The organism is Streptomyces sp. NPDC048416, from assembly GCF_043200435.1.
Lineage (GTDB): Bacteria > Actinomycetota > Actinomycetes > Streptomycetales > Streptomycetaceae > Streptomyces.
The window spans coordinates 45,513-60,201 of sequence record NZ_JBICXU010000027.1; the positions used below are offsets into that span (position 1 = coordinate 45,513).

The 14,689-nt window shown below is 71.7% G+C and carries 10 protein-coding genes; 4 read left to right on the forward strand and 6 right to left on the reverse strand.

Features of this window, described 5'->3' with window-relative positions:
- Positions 1–259 precede the first annotated feature (259 nt).
- Positions 260–1,291 (reverse strand): diaminopropionate ammonia-lyase, encoded by a 1,032-nt coding sequence (locus tag ACGFW5_RS27400; RefSeq protein WP_393836995.1) that lies wholly within the window; start codon positions 1,289–1,291, stop codon positions 260–262.
- Positions 1,292–1,716: 425 nt separating this feature from the next.
- Between ACGFW5_RS27400 and ACGFW5_RS27405 the strand changes: the two genes are divergently transcribed.
- Positions 1,717–2,349, forward strand: a complete 633-nt coding sequence (locus ACGFW5_RS27405; RefSeq protein ID WP_393836996.1) for an SRPBCC family protein — start codon at positions 1,717–1,719, stop codon at positions 2,347–2,349.
- Between the two features lie 119 nt (positions 2,350–2,468).
- On the opposite strand, the gene ACGFW5_RS27410 is transcribed toward ACGFW5_RS27405, so the two are convergent.
- Positions 2,469–2,858: a MerR family transcriptional regulator gene (locus ACGFW5_RS27410; RefSeq protein ID WP_393836997.1), complete on the reverse strand. Its 390-nt coding sequence runs from the start codon at positions 2,856–2,858 to the stop codon at positions 2,469–2,471.
- A 494-nt stretch (positions 2,859–3,352) separates the two neighbouring features.
- On the opposite strand from ACGFW5_RS27410, the gene ACGFW5_RS27415 reads away from it, so the two are divergent.
- Entirely contained in the window at positions 3,353–4,813 is a 1,461-nt protein-coding gene (locus ACGFW5_RS27415; RefSeq protein ID WP_393836998.1) for a SulP family inorganic anion transporter, read from the forward strand.
- Positions 4,814–4,926: 113 nt separating this feature from the next.
- Here the strand turns inward: ACGFW5_RS27415 and ACGFW5_RS27420 are convergent, their stop codons facing one another.
- Positions 4,927–5,811: an NmrA/HSCARG family protein gene (locus ACGFW5_RS27420; protein WP_393836958.1), complete on the reverse strand. Its 885-nt coding sequence runs from the start codon at positions 5,809–5,811 to the stop codon at positions 4,927–4,929.
- A 62-nt stretch (positions 5,812–5,873) separates the two neighbouring features.
- Positions 5,874–6,638 carry an alpha/beta fold hydrolase gene (locus ACGFW5_RS27425; RefSeq protein ID WP_393836959.1) on the reverse strand — a complete coding sequence of 255 codons (765 nt, stop codon included), beginning with the start codon at positions 6,636–6,638 and terminating at the stop codon, positions 5,874–5,876.
- Positions 6,639–6,787: 149 nt separating this feature from the next.
- Here ACGFW5_RS27425 and ACGFW5_RS27430 point away from each other — a divergent pair, with 149 nt between their 5' ends.
- A complete protein-coding gene (locus tag ACGFW5_RS27430) occupies positions 6,788–7,699 on the forward strand; it encodes a LysR substrate-binding domain-containing protein (RefSeq protein WP_393836960.1) in 912 nt (303 codons plus the stop codon).
- Positions 7,700–7,891: 192 nt separating this feature from the next.
- Here the strand turns inward: ACGFW5_RS27430 and ACGFW5_RS27435 are convergent, their stop codons facing one another.
- On the reverse strand, positions 7,892–9,046 hold the full coding sequence (locus ACGFW5_RS27435; RefSeq protein WP_393836961.1) for a hypothetical protein: 1,155 nt from the start codon (positions 9,044–9,046) through the stop codon (positions 7,892–7,894).
- A gap of 493 nt (positions 9,047–9,539) precedes the next feature.
- Between ACGFW5_RS27435 and rph the strand changes: the two genes are divergently transcribed.
- On the forward strand, positions 9,540–12,137 hold the full coding sequence (rph, locus tag ACGFW5_RS27440) for a rifamycin-inactivating phosphotransferase (protein ID WP_393836962.1): 2,598 nt from the start codon (positions 9,540–9,542) through the stop codon (positions 12,135–12,137).
- A 27-nt stretch (positions 12,138–12,164) separates the two neighbouring features.
- Here rph and ACGFW5_RS27445 read toward each other — a convergent pair whose 3' ends face one another.
- Positions 12,165–14,618, reverse strand: coding sequence for an ABC transporter permease (locus tag ACGFW5_RS27445; protein ID WP_393836963.1), 2,454 nt, complete (start codon positions 14,616–14,618; stop codon positions 12,165–12,167).
- Positions 14,619–14,689: the final 71 nt, after the last annotated feature.

Consider the following 14,689-nt stretch of genomic DNA (forward strand, 5'->3'; position numbering starts at 1 on the left):
GCCCAGTAGGGCCTGGACAGGTTCGTATCGGTGTGGGTATGTCGCGGTGCCAGGTGGGGCAGGCGCCGGCCCACGAGGCAAGGAGTGTCTGCGGTTCGCGGACGGCTTGGTAGAGGCTCGGTCTGCGCCGCGTTTTTGGGTGGTGTGCCATTCGTCGCAGCGTGCAGAACGCGCGGGCGGCGGGCGGCGGAGCGGCGGGCGGCGGAGCGGCGGACGGCGGAGCGGCGGACGGCGGGCGGCGGGCGGCGGACGCAGAGCGTCAACGCCCCTCCGTGGAGCGGGGGTTGGCGTCCGTACCTTCGGTACTCAGGAGCACCACGGTGGACCCCGGGTCCAGCCCGAGCGCCGCGCGGCGGCCGTCGGCGTCCTCACCGGCGAGTGCCGCTTCGAGGCCGGCGAGGGCCGCGGCCCCGCAGGGGCCCGAGGACACGCCGAGCGCCGCGAGGCGGGCCGCAGCGCGCGCGGCGGCGGAGTCGGGGACGGCGACCGCGGCGTCCAGCCCGCCCAACAGGTGGGGCCAGGCGATGCTGGACGGGGTGCCGCAGTTCAGGCCGGCCATCGTGGTGTCACCCGTGGCGACGCTCACCAGCTCCCCCCGCGTAAGACTTTCCAGGACGCAGGCCGCGGCCTGCGGCTCGACCGACAGCAACGCAGGGGCGTGCCCTGACGGACGACTGCGGTAATGCGTCACCACGGCCTGCGCCAGCGACCCCACACCCACCGGCACGGCAACCAGATCGGGCCCGGCGGCAACGCCCTGTGCAGTCAACTGCTCGTCGATCTCGGCGCAGAGCGTGGAGTAGCCCTCGACGATCCATCCGGGGATCCGCTCATAGCCGGGCCACGCCGTGTCCTGAACCAGGACCGCGTCCGGCCCGCCGGCCGCCTCGGCGGCGTCGTGCACGGCGTCGTCGTACGGGCCTTCCACCTCGGTGATCCTCGCCCCCTCGGCGACGATGGCGGACACCGCCCGCGGGTGCACACCGCGCGGTACGAAGACATGCGCCCGCTGCCCGAGCAGCCGGGCCACCCGGGCCACGGCGCGGCCGTGATTGCCATCGGTCGCTGTCACCAGCGTGACGCCCCCCGCCCCTTCGCCGTCGGCGGCCCGTTCGTCGAGGAGACGCCGCACGGCCCAGGACGCCCCCAACGCCTTGAACGCGGGCAGCCCCAAACGGCACGACTCGTCCTTGACGAAAACCCTGCCCACCCCCAACTCGCTGGCCAGTGATGGGAGTTCCGTCAGCGGGGTGGCCGCGTAGTCGGGCAGCGCGGCGTGGAAGTCCCGCACCACGGCCGGGGCGGACTCGCACCGCCAGCTACGGGCGCCGGGCTGGGCAAACCACGGCAGGGACAGGGCGCGGAGGGAAGCAGCAGCAGTCTGAGGCACCCGAACAGGGTGCGGCCGCCACCTGCGTTCGGTCCAGTGCACCCCTCGCGGCCCACCCGGTCCACCCATCTCTCTGCGCCCCTCCGTGCGCTCGTTCGCGGCTTCCGGCGCACCGGGCTCGCCGTCACCACACCCCCTTGACGATGGCTTCTAACTAACGTTATAACTTCTAACGTACGCACACGAAAGACCGTAGCCATCCATTGCCGGGGCGGGGAGCGACGAGCGACATGCGTACGCGAACCAACACCGCCACCGCCACCGACACCGCTACCGCGCTCCGGCCGTCCGACCTTTACCCCCTGACTTCCGACCGGGAGAACTACATGTCCAGCACCCGCCGCACCAGTGTCCGGACCGCCCTCATCGCCCTCCCGCTCGCGTGTGGACTCCTCGGCGCCGCCGTGGCACCCGCCGGGGCCACCGCCCGCCCGGCCGCATCGCTCACGTGTCGCGGGCAGGGCGTCGACCCCGGGGCCCACGTCCGCTATCGCACCGAGGCCGTGATCCACGCGCCGCTGAGCACCATCTGGAAACTGCAGACCGACGTGGGGCGTTGGCCGTCGTGGCAGGGCGCCGTCAAGACCGCGGAACGCCTCGACCGGGGCCCCTTCCGACCGGGATCGTCGTTCCTGTGGACGACCCCCGTGCCCCCCAACCCCTCAACTCCCGCCACCAGCCTGGACATCACGTCCACCGTCCGCCAGATCAGGCACGGCTCCTGCATCCGCTGGACCGGACCCGCGATCGGCGAGGGGCTGCACATCGACGGCGTCCACGTGTGGAACTTCACCAAGGTCAAGGACGGTGTCCTCGTACGCACCGAGGAGACCCACACCGGCCCCCAGGTCGACGCGAACGTCCCGGCCGCAACGGGGATGCTGCGCGCGGGCCTCGACGCATGGCTCGGTGACCTGAAGCATGCCGCGGAGTCCCGCGCCACCGGCGGGCGCAGCTGACGACGGCAGGCCACGGAGCCGACGGACCCTCCGACTACCTCCCGACGGACTCCCCGTCGCCCCGCACCGACCCGCACCGACCCGCACCGACCCGCACCGACCGGAACGTACCGGCGTCGTTACGGCGCCGGTACGCGCGTAAGGCGCTCCGTGAGAGTGGTGGCGAATTCCTCCGCGCGCGCCAGCTGGGTGCGCAGGTCCCCGACGCGGCGCTGGGCCGCCTGCTCGAAACCCCGTACCCGGTCGAGGAGTTCATCGCGGCGGGCCGCGCTCAGGTCGTCGTCCGCGTCGAGCCGGTCCGTCGCCTCCAGCAGGGCGCGCATCTCGTCCAGGGAGAACCCGAGCGGCTTCATCCTGCGGATGACCATGAGGCGGGCGACATCGGCCTCGGTATACAGGCGGAAACCGCCCTGGGAGCGGGCGGAGGGGGCGACCAGGCCGGTCTCCTCGTAGTGCCGGATGGTGCGGAGCGACAGCTCGGTACGGGACGCGACCTCGCCGATCTGCATGTGCTCTTGGCCGCTCACACCGCGCCCTTTCTGCCGTTGTCGCCCGGGGCCGCAGCAGGCGGCGGGCGAGCCGATCTCTACTCTAACGTTAGGGTAGAGTAAGCGAGGCCAGGGTCGGCCCTGTGCCGCGTCCCGTTCCTCGGGGCCGGACCACAGCGCTTCTGCCCTGACCACCGAACCGGGGCCGATGCCGCTCCCGGCGAAGACCGAAGCCCGTAGGAGAGAGCGTGCGCATCCCCGTGGTGCCCTGCGCCGCCGCCTGCCCGCCGTGACTTTTCGCCGCTGAGCGGCCCGCCATCGTGGCGTGCTCACGTCGCCGTTCAAGAAGCCCTGAAGACTTCTCGCCCGCCGCCCGCCGCCCGCGGGCCCACGCGTGGCCGACCGGCCGCCCGCGCCTTCCAGCCCGCCGCCGTGATGCGCGGCGTGCCCGAGCACGACAGGTATCTGTGTTGACGACGTCCGCACTGTCCCCGGCCGCCCGGCTGCGCGGCCTCATGCCCGACTGGCTCAACGATCCCCGGGTGTGGCGCACCGAGGTGCTGGCCGGTCTGGTGGTGGGGCTCGCGCTGATCCCCGAGGCGATCTCGTTCTCGATCATTGTCGGGGTCGACCCGGCGATCGGCCTGTGCGCCTCCTTCACCATGGCCGTCACTATTTCCGTCGTCGGCGGCCGCCGCGCCATGATCTCCGCCGCCACCGGCGCCGTGGCCCTGGTGATGGGTCCACTCAACCGCGAGCACGGCTTCGGTCATCTGGTCGCCGCAGTGATCCTGGCCGGTGTCCTCCAGATCGTGCTCGGCGCGCTCGGGGTGGCCAGGCTGATGCGCTTCGTACCTCGCTCGGTGATGGTCGGGTTCGTCAACGCCCTGGCGATTCTCATCTTCATGGCGCAGGTGCCGGAGATGCACGACGTGCCCTGGGCCGTCTACCCGCTGATCATCGGCGGGCTCGTCCTCATGGTGCTGTTCCCCAAGGTCACCAGGACGATCCCGGCTCCGCTGGTCTCCATCGTGATCCTGACCGTCATCACGGTCGCGGCCGCGATCGCGGTGCCCACCGTCGGCGACAAGGGCAAACTGCCCTCCTCGCTGCCCACTCCGGGCCTGCCCGACGTGCCGTTCACGCTCGACACCCTCACCACCATCGCCCCGTACGCGCTCGCCATGGCGCTGGTGGGTCTCATGGAGTCGCTGATGACGGCGAAGCTGGTCGACGACATCACCGACACGCGTTCCAACAAGACCCGCGAGTCCATCGGCCAGGGCATCGCCAACATCGTCACCGGATTCTTCGGTGGCATGGGCGGCTGCGCCATGATCGGCCAGACCATGATCAACGTACGGGTGTCCGGCGCCCGTACGCGTCTGTCGACGTTCCTCGCGGGCACGTTCCTGATGGTGCTGTGCATCGTCTTCGGCCCGGTCGTCTCCGACATCCCGATGGCCGCTCTCGTCGCGGTGATGGTGATGGTGTCGTTCGCGACGTTCGACTGGCACTCCATCGCGCCCAGGACGCTCCGGCGGATGCCGGTCGGGGAGATCACAGTGATGGTGCTCACCGTCGCCGTCGTCGTCGCCACGCACAACCTGGCCATCGGTGTCGTCGTCGGCACGGTCACCGCGATGGTGATCTTCGCCCGGCGGGTCGCCCACCTCGCGGACGTCACCGCCGTCGTCGACCCGGACGGCACCCAGGTCGTCTACCGCGTGACCGGCGAACTCTTCTTCGCCTCCTCCAACGATCTCGTCACCCGGTTCAACTACGCCACCGACCCCGAGAAGGTCGTCATCGACCTCTCCGACACCCACGTCTGGGACGCCTCGTCCGTGGCCGCGCTCGACGCCATCGAGACCAAGTACGCCCAGCGCGGCAAGTCCGTTGAGATCGTCGGCCTCAACCAGCCGAGCGCCCACATCCACGAAAAGCTCAGCGGCGAACTCACCGGGAGCCACTGACCGCCGATCGCTCCGCGGGCGCCGACGACAAGCAACTGCCGCTTCCGGCGGCGCAGTTGGTGCGGTCGGGAGCGGCGCGCCCACGGCGTCGCTCCCACCGGTTCCGGGAGCTCTCAGGAGACGGGCTCCCCCGGTTCCACCGGCACGGACCAGTGCTCGCGCACCCACGCCTTGAGCGTCGTCAGATAGGGGTGCCGGGCGCGCAAAGCAGGCAGGTCCGCCCGGAAGCCCACGGTGGCGAACCAGTCGAACATGGCCGCCGTCTCCTCGCTGACGGCACGGATCTGCTCGATCGGCTGGGGGACGAACCGCACGGGGCGACCGGCCGCACGGGCGAACACCTCGGCCATCCGCGGCCCGGTCAGTTCGTCCCCGGCGATCTCGACGGCGCGTCCCAGGTAGTCGTCCGGCGAGTCGAACACCTCGGCGGCGATGGCCCCGATGTCCTCAGGAGTGATCATCTGGAGGCTTGTCCCCGCGGCCAGGGCGAACGTGAAGACCAGCTCGCCGTTCTGCCACTGCGGGCCCAGGTGCTCGAAGTTGGTGACGAAGAACGTAGGCCGCAGGATCGTCGCCGGCAGGCCGAGGGATGCGATGTGCCGCTCGATCTCGCCCTTGCTCGCGAAGTGCTCGACCTCTCCGGGCCGGTCGGCGCCGTCGACGGAGCTGTACACGAAGTGCGCCACGCCGGCGCGGGCGGCCGCATCGGCGACGGCCCTGCCCTGGCGCACCTCGCCGGCCAGACCGCCGGGCCCGGTGAAGGTCTGCACGCTGAACACACCGTACGCACGGCGCAGTGCGCGCTCGATCGAGGCGTACTCGTCCAGGTCGCCCTGGACCAGGACCGCTCCGGCCTCCTTCAGTGCCAGCGCCGCGGGCTTGCCGGGGTCGCGCACCAGCGCGTGCACCGTCCGTCCGCGGGACAGCAGGGCGCGGGCGGTGGCACCTCCTTGGCGGCCGGTCGCGCCGGTGACCACGATGACACGGTTGTCCGACATCACTCGTTCTCCTTCGTCGTGCGTATGGGGGGTGGTGCTGGGCCCACGGCGCGTGGAAGAAGTCACCGCAGGGCGTCGCGCAGGGCACGGGTGAAGAGGTCCGCCCGGTCCTGTTGCGCCATGTGGCCGGCGCCTTCGACGACTGTCATCCGGGCTCCGGGAATGAGCTCCACGCATTCCTGCGGGATGCTCAGCGGCACCTCTGTGTCCAGCTCGCCGTGCAGGAAGTGGGTCGGGACGGTGATCCCGCCCAGCCGGGGGCGGGGGTCGTAGCCGGCCTGGTCGACGAGCAGCCCGTCGATGAGGCAGCCGGCGTCGAGGATCTGCCGGACGGTCCGGTCGATGAGGGCGGTGGCCGCGTCCGGCCGGTACCAGCGCGGGACGAAGTCCGCGAGAGTGCCCGCCCGGTCGGCCCGCAGGGCGGCCAGGAGCTGGTCGATCTCCTTGTGCCTGCCGACGAAGTGGTGCACCCCCGCGTCGACCGGCACGATGCCGCCGAGCCGGTCGGGCGCGGCGAGCGCCGCCTCGACGAGGAAGGACCCGGCGATCGACGATCCGATCAGCACGGGCCGTTCGACGCCCACCCCATCAAGGAACTCCAGTACGTCGCGGGTGACTTCGGCGATCGTGTAGCCCGTCGCGGGCCGGTCGGAGCGTCCGCAGCCACGCAAGTCGAGTGTGATCACCCGGTGGTCGGCCACCAGGTCGACGGCCTGCGCATCCCACACCCGCCCACTGGTCCCCCACCCGTGCAGGAACACCAGCGGCCGGCCGGCCCCGTGATCCTCGTACGCGAGCCGGTTGCCGCGCACCATGGCGAACGCCATCGCCGTACCCCTTCCCGCGACGGGCCCGCTCCCCGGACCCTGCCCTGACCTGCTCCGATGTCCCTCATTCCAGCGCAGTTGCCGAGCGGGACCAAGGGGTGATCCGCTATCGTCCGATCAGTCATCGTGATGAATGGGGGTGGCGCACAGTGGAGTTGCGCCAAGCGCACTACGTCGTGGCCGTGGCCGAGGAACTGCACTTCGGCCGTGCGGCGGCGCGCCTGCACATCGGACAGCCCGCCGTGAGCCAGCAGATCCGGCGCCTGGAGCGGGAGTTCGGCCTGGACCTGTTCGACCGCACCACGCGCACGGTGACGCTGACGCCGGCCGGGCGCGCCTTCCTGCCCCGCGCCCGCGCCTTGATACGCGCCGAGCGGGCGGCGCTCGACGCGATGAGCACCCTGCGCGGCGAGGACGAGACGACTCTGCGGGTGGGCACCAACATCGGCCTCGGCTCGCGTCTGGACGAGCTGCTCACCGTTCTCGGCGAGCAAGCCCCCGATCTCAGCGTGGAGTTGCACGGCGCGCCGGCCGCACAGCGCCTGCGGCGCGTACGGGAGGGCGCGTGGGACGCCGCGTTCATCCGCGGCGCCGACCACAGCCCCGATCTGGAACTCCTGCCGCTGTGGAGCGACGACCTCGTCGCGGCGCTGCCCGCCTGCCACGCCCTGGCCGGCGGGGACGAGATCGACCTCGCCGACCTGGCCGGCCTGCCGCTGCGGATCACGGCACGGCAGGACAATCCCCACCTGTACGACACGGTCGTCGAGGCCTGCCGGTCCGCAGGCTTCGAGCCGATGCTCGGGCCGGCCTTCACCTGCGACCAGGACGCGCTGGCCGCCATCGGATCGGGGCGGCCGAACTGGACGGTGTTCTACGCGGCGCAGGCAGCCGTCGAGCCGGGGTCCCGCATCGCCTTCCGCCGGTTCGCCGCACCCGCTCCTTCGGTCCTGACGTGCCTCGCGGTCCGCCCCGATCCGCCGTCGCGCCGCCTGGCCGCGCTCCTGGACGCCTGCCGTCGGGTGGCCGCGTCCGAGGAGAGGCCGGCCGACCCGAGCTAGGGGGTGTCTGGTGGATCATGGCCGGGGGTGCGGCGCCTGGCACGGCACCTCGCGGCGTTGCCGAAACGCCCCGATAGCTCCGCTATCACGACGTTCCGGCGCCTTGCGATGCACCGCACCAGGCGCCGCACCCTGACCGACCCTGATCCACCAGACACCCCCTAGCCGTAAGAAGCAACCGGCCCCGCTTTGCTACTTGTTGGGATCGCGGAAGCGTCCGAACGCCTTCGTGAGGGCGGTCAGCGGCGACCCGTCCGCCTTCAGGGGCCGCGGCACGGGTGCCCGGAGTACGCCGCCGTCTCCCCCACCCGACTCGGCCAGTGCGGCCTGTGCCGCCTCGGCGGCTTCCCGGTACAGGTCACGGGAGTTGGTCATGGCGTCGAGCGCTTCGGCGTACTTCATGACCATGCCCTGCGCGTGCACCAGTTCCTCGTCCGGCGTGAGCAGGTGCCAGCCCTGGCGCAGGCGCGTCAGGGCCCGCTCGGCGTCGTCCGGCAGCGCGCGGGGCAGGACGGCGAACTCCTTGATCCTGTCGAGGAGTTCGGTCGGCTGCGAACCGTCGAGGAAGACCGTGCGCACCGTGAAACGCTCCGCGTCGTACTCGGGCCCCTGGGTCGCCGATGGCAGCACGACGGCGCCGCCGCGCGGCATCCGCACGCCGAGTTCCCGCTTCATCGCGAAGTCGGCGGTCTGCGCCTGCTCGGGCGTGCCCCGGTGCTCGACCACCCGGTGGCGCAGGCTCGGCGGCAGGAAGGCCGAGATCGGCTGCTGCCCCTTGGCGTCCGGAGTCATCGCCTCGTGCACCACGACATGGATGAACCAGCTCTGCCGGGCGCAGTCCCGCAGCCGGTGGCGCAGTTCGTCGTCGTCCTTCGGCAGGTGGTTCGTCGTCCGCAGGCGCAGGCCCGCCACCGTGTCGTGGTCCCAGGCGACACGGTCGCTGTCGGGCCAGAACACGGTGGCGGGCGAGGGCCAGTGCATGTCCCACGCGCGCTCCGCCTCGGCGGCCAGGACCCAGGTGACGCCCTCCCCCTCCTTGCGGCGGGACTCGGGGTCGTACGTGGTGAGCTGCGCCCGCACCATGACGCCGTCGGCCACGCGCCAGCGGGCCTCGAAGACACGGCGGGCCGACGGGCCGGGGTCGGCTGACTCGTCGCGCGGGTGCAGGACGGTGGAGCGGGCCGCCTCGACGGGGTCGAGGTCCAGGAAGTCGTCGAGCACACCGGCCGCCTGGAGGGCGATCAGGTTGCGCCGGACGTCGAGCTCGGGCTCGGGCCCGAGGTGGCGCCCGCGCCCCAGCCACGCGGTGTCGGGGACGGTGGTCGAGGAGCTGCTGTTTTTGGCCATGGATTCGTTCTGTGGGTGATCGGGGCCCGACCAGTATGGTGGGTCGGCCGGGCGTTGTAACGCAGTACCCCTCGCACGGCGACGTCACGCCCGGCCCGCATCGAGCGCCAGGTCGCCGACAGGTCCGAAATGACCGTCGTGCCCGTTCCCCCACGCGAACCGCCCGGCCCCGGGGTCGCATGCCGGTGCCATGCCCGTGCCTGGCACGTTTCTGCCTGTGCCTGGACGTTCCCTGCCTGTCCCTGGGCGTTCCCTGCCAGGTCCATCAGCACCGGGCCGCAGGCGGCAAAAGCAAAGGCAAGGAGAGAGCTCTCTCCTTGCCACTCTCAACGTATAGCGCACAGGGGGGCTTGCCGCAAGGCCCCGGTGACGGCGCAGAATCATCCGCCGAGAGAGCTTCGCCAGAGGTTCGACACAGACAGAGGTGGAGGCTCCGGTGATTCGATCGGCCTGCCCCGGCACGATGGATCACGGCAGCCTCGGAGGGATCGCGATGACTGACCCGTACGTCCTGGATCTACGAGAAGTCGACGAGACGCAGGTCTCGCTCGTCGGCGGCAAGGGCGCGCACCTGGGCGGGCTGTCGCGGATCGAGGGGATTCGCGTGCCGGCCGGGTTCTGCGTGACGACGGACGCCTTCGGGCAGGTCATGGCGCAGGAGCCGTCGCTCGGCGATCAGCTCGACCGGTTGTCGCGCGCGGACCCGGACGACAACGAGGCGATCCGCGCGCTCAGTGCGCGGATCCGTCGCACCATCGAAGGGCTTGCCGTCCCGGACGGTGTCGCGGCGGCGATCACCGGCGCGCTCACGTGCTTCGGCGAGGACGCCGCCTACGCCGTCCGGTCCAGCGCGACGGCGGAGGACCTGCCGACGGCTTCGTTCGCGGGACAGCAGGACACGTACCTGAACGTCGTGGGGCCGGCGGCGGTCCTCCAGCACATCAGCCGTTGCTGGGCCTCGCTGTTCACCGAGCGGGCGGTGACCTACCGCCACCGCAACGGCATCGACCACCGGACGGTCCGCATGGCCGTGGTCGTACAGCGGATGGTCTTCCCGCACGCGGCGGGCATCCTGTTCACGGCCGACCCCGTCACGGGCAACCGGAAGGACGCCACGGTGGACGCCGGGTTCGGACTCGGCGAGGCCCTGGTCTCCGGCCTGGTGAACCCGGACGTCTTCACCGTGCGGGACGGCGAAGTCGTCGCCAGGACGATCGCGGCCAAGGAGCGTGCCGTGCACGCCCGGCCGACCGGCGGTACGCAGGAGGTCGCGGTCGATCCGCGGCGCCAGGAGCAGCCTGCGCTGACGGATGCGCAGGCCGTGGGGATCGTGGAGCTCGGGCGGCGGATCGAGGCGCACTTCGGGCGCCCGCAGGACATCGAGTGGTGTCTGGCCGACGACGGCTTCCAGATCGTCCAGAGCCGGCCCATCACGACGCTGTTCCCGGTCCCCGAGAGCGGCGACCAGGACAATCACGTCTATCTGTCCGTCGGCCATCAGCAGATGATGACCGATCCCATGAAGCCCCTGGGGCTCTCGGTCTGGCAGCTCACCGCCATGGCGCCGATGCAGGAGGCCGGCGGCCGGCTGTTCGTCGACGCCACCCGGCGTCTGGCGTCCCCCGCGAGCCGGGCCGGCTTCCTGGACCTCGTGGGCAGGGGCGACCCGCTGACCAGGGACGCGCTGGAAACCATCCTGGAGCGCGGCGATTTCGTTCCCTCGCTCCCGGACGCCGGTCCCGGCACACCGTCGGCGGGTGGCGCGGCCCCGGCGATCGCGACCGACCCGGCCATCGTCGCCGAACTGATCGAACGCACTGAGGTGTCCGTCGCCGCCCTGGAGCGCGAGATCCGGACGAAGAGCGGCCCGGAGCTCTTCGACTTCCTGCGCGAGGCCTTCGTCGAACACAAGCGGATGCTCGGTGACCCGCTGAGCATGCAGGCGATCATGGCGGGGATGGAGGCCACCTGGTGGCTCAACGACAGACTGCGCGAGTGGCTGGGCGAGAAGAACGCGGCTGACACGCTCACGCTGTCCGCCCCGGACAACATCACGTCGGAAATGGGGCTCGCGCTGCTCGACGTCGCGGACGTGGTCCGCCAACACCCCGAGGTGGTCGCGTTCTTGGAGAGCGTCGAGGACGAGGGCTTCCTCGACGACCTGGCGAAGGTCACGGGCGGCACCGAGGCGCGCGAGGCCATCGAGGCCTATCTCGACCGGTACGGCATGCGCTGCGTCGGCGAGATCGACATCACCAGGCCCCGCTGGCGCGAGCGCCCCGCCACGCTGGTGCCCGTGATCCTCGACAACGTGAGGAACTTCGGGCCGGGCGCCGCGGCGCACCGCTTCGAGCAGGGCCGGCAAAAGGCGCTGGAGAAGGAGCAGGATGTGCTGTCGCGCTTGCGGGCCCTGCCGGACGGGGACCTGAAGGCCGACGAGACCAAGCGGATGATCGACCGGGTCAGAACCTTCGTCGGGTACCGGGAGTACCCCAAGTACGGTGTCGTCAGCCGCTACTTCGTCTACAAGCGGGCCCTGCTGGAGGAGGCGGACCGCCTGGTGCGGGCCGGTGTGCTTCCCGAGCGGGAGGACATCTTCCACCTCACGTTCCAGGAACTGCATGACGTGGTGTGCTCGCACCAGGTGGACGGTCGGCTCATCCAGGAGCGCAAGGACGCGTTCCGCTCGTACCAGGCGCTGACACCGCCCCGGGTGCTCACATCGGACGGTGAGGTGTTGAACGGGGCGTACCGGCGCGACGACGTGCCGGCCGGGGCCCTGACCGGCCTGCCGGTCTCCGCCGGGACGATCGAGGGAAGGGCCCGCGTCGTCCTCGACATGGCGGACGCCGATCTCGAAGCGGGCGACATCCTGGTCACGACCTTCACGGACCCCAGTTGGTCGCCGCTGTTCGTCGCGATCGCGGGTCTGGTGACGGAGGTCGGCGGCCTCATGACCCATGGAGCGGTGATCGCCCGGGAGTACGGCTTGCCGGCCGTCGTGGGGGTGGGGCAGGCCACCCGCCTCATCCGGGACGGACAGCGGATCCGCGTGCACGGAACGGACGGGTACGTCGAGATCCTGTCCTGACCGGCCGCACCGGGGAGCCGCTTGAGGTCACTCGCCCGCGCCCACCGGCTCGCTCGCCCCGCGGCGCAGGGCGAGCGAGGCGGGGACGACCGAGGCGACCACGGCGAGCAGCGCGCAGATGGCCACCGTCGCGCCGAGGGCCGCCCAGGGGACCGCGATCGGGGCACTCACCGACAACAGACCCAGGGCGGTCCGCATGCCCAGCAGGTTGAGCACGGTGACCCCGAGGCCCAGCGTTCCACCCACCGCCACCACCAGCAGCGCCTCGCCGCCCACCACCCGCAGCACCTGCCACCGGGTCGCTCCGGCCAGCCGGAGCACCGCCAGGTCGCCCCTGCGGCCGGAGGCGGCCATGACCATGGTGTTCGCCATGGAGATGCCGGTGTAGAGGAGGGCGATGCCGAGGACCAGGAGCAGACCCGTCCTCGTCGTCCGGTTCGTTGTCGGGCAACTCGCCTGCACCCACTGCCGTTTGGTGAGGAGGTGCCCGCCCGACGAGTGCAGCGCCGCTCGCAGCGCGGTGGTCACGGTGCCCGGGTCGACGCCGTCCGCAACGGTGACGTCGACGCGGTCCACGGGCGCGCCCGGCGCGTTGCGCGGGGTGACGTAGACGCCGTTGCCGCCGGTGCCGGTGCTCATCACGGCGGCGATCCTCAACTGTTTCACCGTGCCGTCACCGAGCCACACCCGCACGCGCCGGCCCACCGTGTGCTGTTGCCACTCCTCCGTGACGATGATCGACTGGTCGTCGAGGTCGGCCGTGCTGCCCGAGACGACCGGCAGGTGCGTGGTGGCCGCGAGCGCGCGGGGTTCGCCGGCACGGGCTTCGGATGCGATGAGCGCCACCCCGTCCTCCAGGACGTAGACGGCGCTGGAGGACGTCGCGGACACCTGGGCGCCGGGTATGACGCGCAGCCTGCGCAGCGTCGCGGGGTCGAATCCTTCGCCGTCCGCGGCAGTGATGACGAAGTCGGCGCTGGTCCGCGCCCACGTCTCGGTGGCCTTCGCCTCGTTCAGGGTGGCGGTGGCGCCCAGGAGCGAGCCGGCGAGGGCGACCGCGATGAGGACGGGCGCCGCGATCGCGGCGGTGCGCCGGATGTCCGCGGCGGCGTTCTCACGCACCACCATGCCGCCCGCGCCCGGCAGTTGAGCCGGGAGCCAGGCCAGCACACGGACCAGCGGACGCACCACGGCCGGGGCGAAGAGCGCGACCGCCGTGATCAGCAGCATGGGCCGGCTCACGTAACTCTTGCGGTGCAGGAGATCACCGGGGTCGGTGGCGAGGGCCGTGCCCAGGATCACGACGGCGCCCAGCAGCAGAGCGACGCCGCACACCCTGCGCCCCCACGGCATCGGACGGATGTCGACGCGGGCCTCGCCCAGTGCCTGCGTCGGCGCGGTGCGCCCGGCCCGCCAGGACGCGGCCACGGCACCGCAGAGCGCGACGAGCACGCCCGTCCAGAAGGCCAGATGGTAGGGCCACGTGGAGGCGTCGATGGTGAACCAGGCCGGCGCCACCGCGCCCCGGACCGCCCAGGCGGCCAGCCACGGAGCGCCCAGCCCACCGAGAACGCAGCCGGCGCCGGAGGCGAGCACGCCGACGACCATGGCCTCCGCGAGTACCGTCCGGCGGATCTGGCCCGGTGTCGCTCCGGCCATGCGCAGCAGCCCGAACTCCCGGCGGCGTCCGGCGACCGCGAAGGCGAACGTGGAGGCCACCACGAACACCGACACGAAGCAGGTGACGGCGGCCGAGGTGCCGAACAGGGCGTTCATCGCGGTCAGGGCCTCCAAGTCCCGGTCCGGGTCGGCGTCGGCGTACCGGCGTGCGTCCCCGGTCAGCACGTGCGCGCCGCTGCCGCGCACCGCCTCGCGTACCGGCCCGGGATCCGCGTCGACGACCAACTGGACGCTGGTGGTGGCGAGTTGGGCGGCACGCGCATCGGTGTAGAAGAGCGCCTTCTCGAAACCCCGGTCCGCGACCGTGCCGACGACGCGGACAGTGCCGTGGTCCGTGCGCACACTCCGGCCCGGCTTCGCCCAGTCACCGCTGATGACGACCTCGTCGGCCGTACGGGGTGCGCGCCCCGCGTGAAGTGCGTACGGGGCGAAGGCCGCGGTGGACCAGGGGTGGCCCACCAGCTCGTCGGGGCCGCCGCTCGCCCGTACGGCGAAGGACCGGTCCTCGACCACGGGACCGAGCCTTCTCAGGCGCGCGACGGTGGCCGCGGGCACGGGGCGCGGCCTGGGCAGTGCCCGGGTTCTGTCGCCGCTCGCAGTGGAGACGGTCAGCGTGTCCGCCCCCTTGACCACGACCGGCGCGACGGCGAACCGTTCCGGTTTCCGGTCGGGCGCGTCCAGCGATGAGGACAGGGCCAGGCCCATCGCGGTCATCAGCGCGACACCCAGCGCGAGCGCGACGAAGCTGCCGACGAAGGTGATCCACCGCGTGTGCAGGGTGCGCAGGGCTATGTTCAGCACGGGACGGGCTCCGGTGTGGTCGTGGTTGGCTGCCGCCCCGAAGGCGGCTTGCGTGCGGACTCCACGACATC

Excerpts from the sequence above, each read along its gene's own strand:
- ACGFW5_RS27405 (WP_393836996.1), top strand. The coding sequence starts at position 1,717 with ATGTCCAGCACCCGCCGCACCAGTGTCCGGACCGCCCTCATCGCCCTC.
- ACGFW5_RS27410 (WP_393836997.1), bottom strand. The coding sequence starts at position 2,858 with ATGCAGATCGGCGAGGTCGCGTCCCGTACCGAGCTGTCGCTCCGCACC.
- ACGFW5_RS27415 (WP_393836998.1), top strand. The coding sequence starts at position 3,353 with ATGCCCGACTGGCTCAACGATCCCCGGGTGTGGCGCACCGAGGTGCTG.
- ACGFW5_RS27420 (WP_393836958.1), bottom strand. The coding sequence starts at position 5,811 with ATGTCGGACAACCGTGTCATCGTGGTCACCGGCGCGACCGGCCGCCAA.
- ACGFW5_RS27425 (WP_393836959.1), bottom strand. The coding sequence starts at position 6,638 with ATGGCGTTCGCCATGGTGCGCGGCAACCGGCTCGCGTACGAGGATCAC.
- ACGFW5_RS27435 (WP_393836961.1), bottom strand. The coding sequence starts at position 9,046 with ATGGCCAAAAACAGCAGCTCCTCGACCACCGTCCCCGACACCGCGTGG.
- rph (WP_393836962.1), top strand. The coding sequence starts at position 9,540 with ATGACTGACCCGTACGTCCTGGATCTACGAGAAGTCGACGAGACGCAG.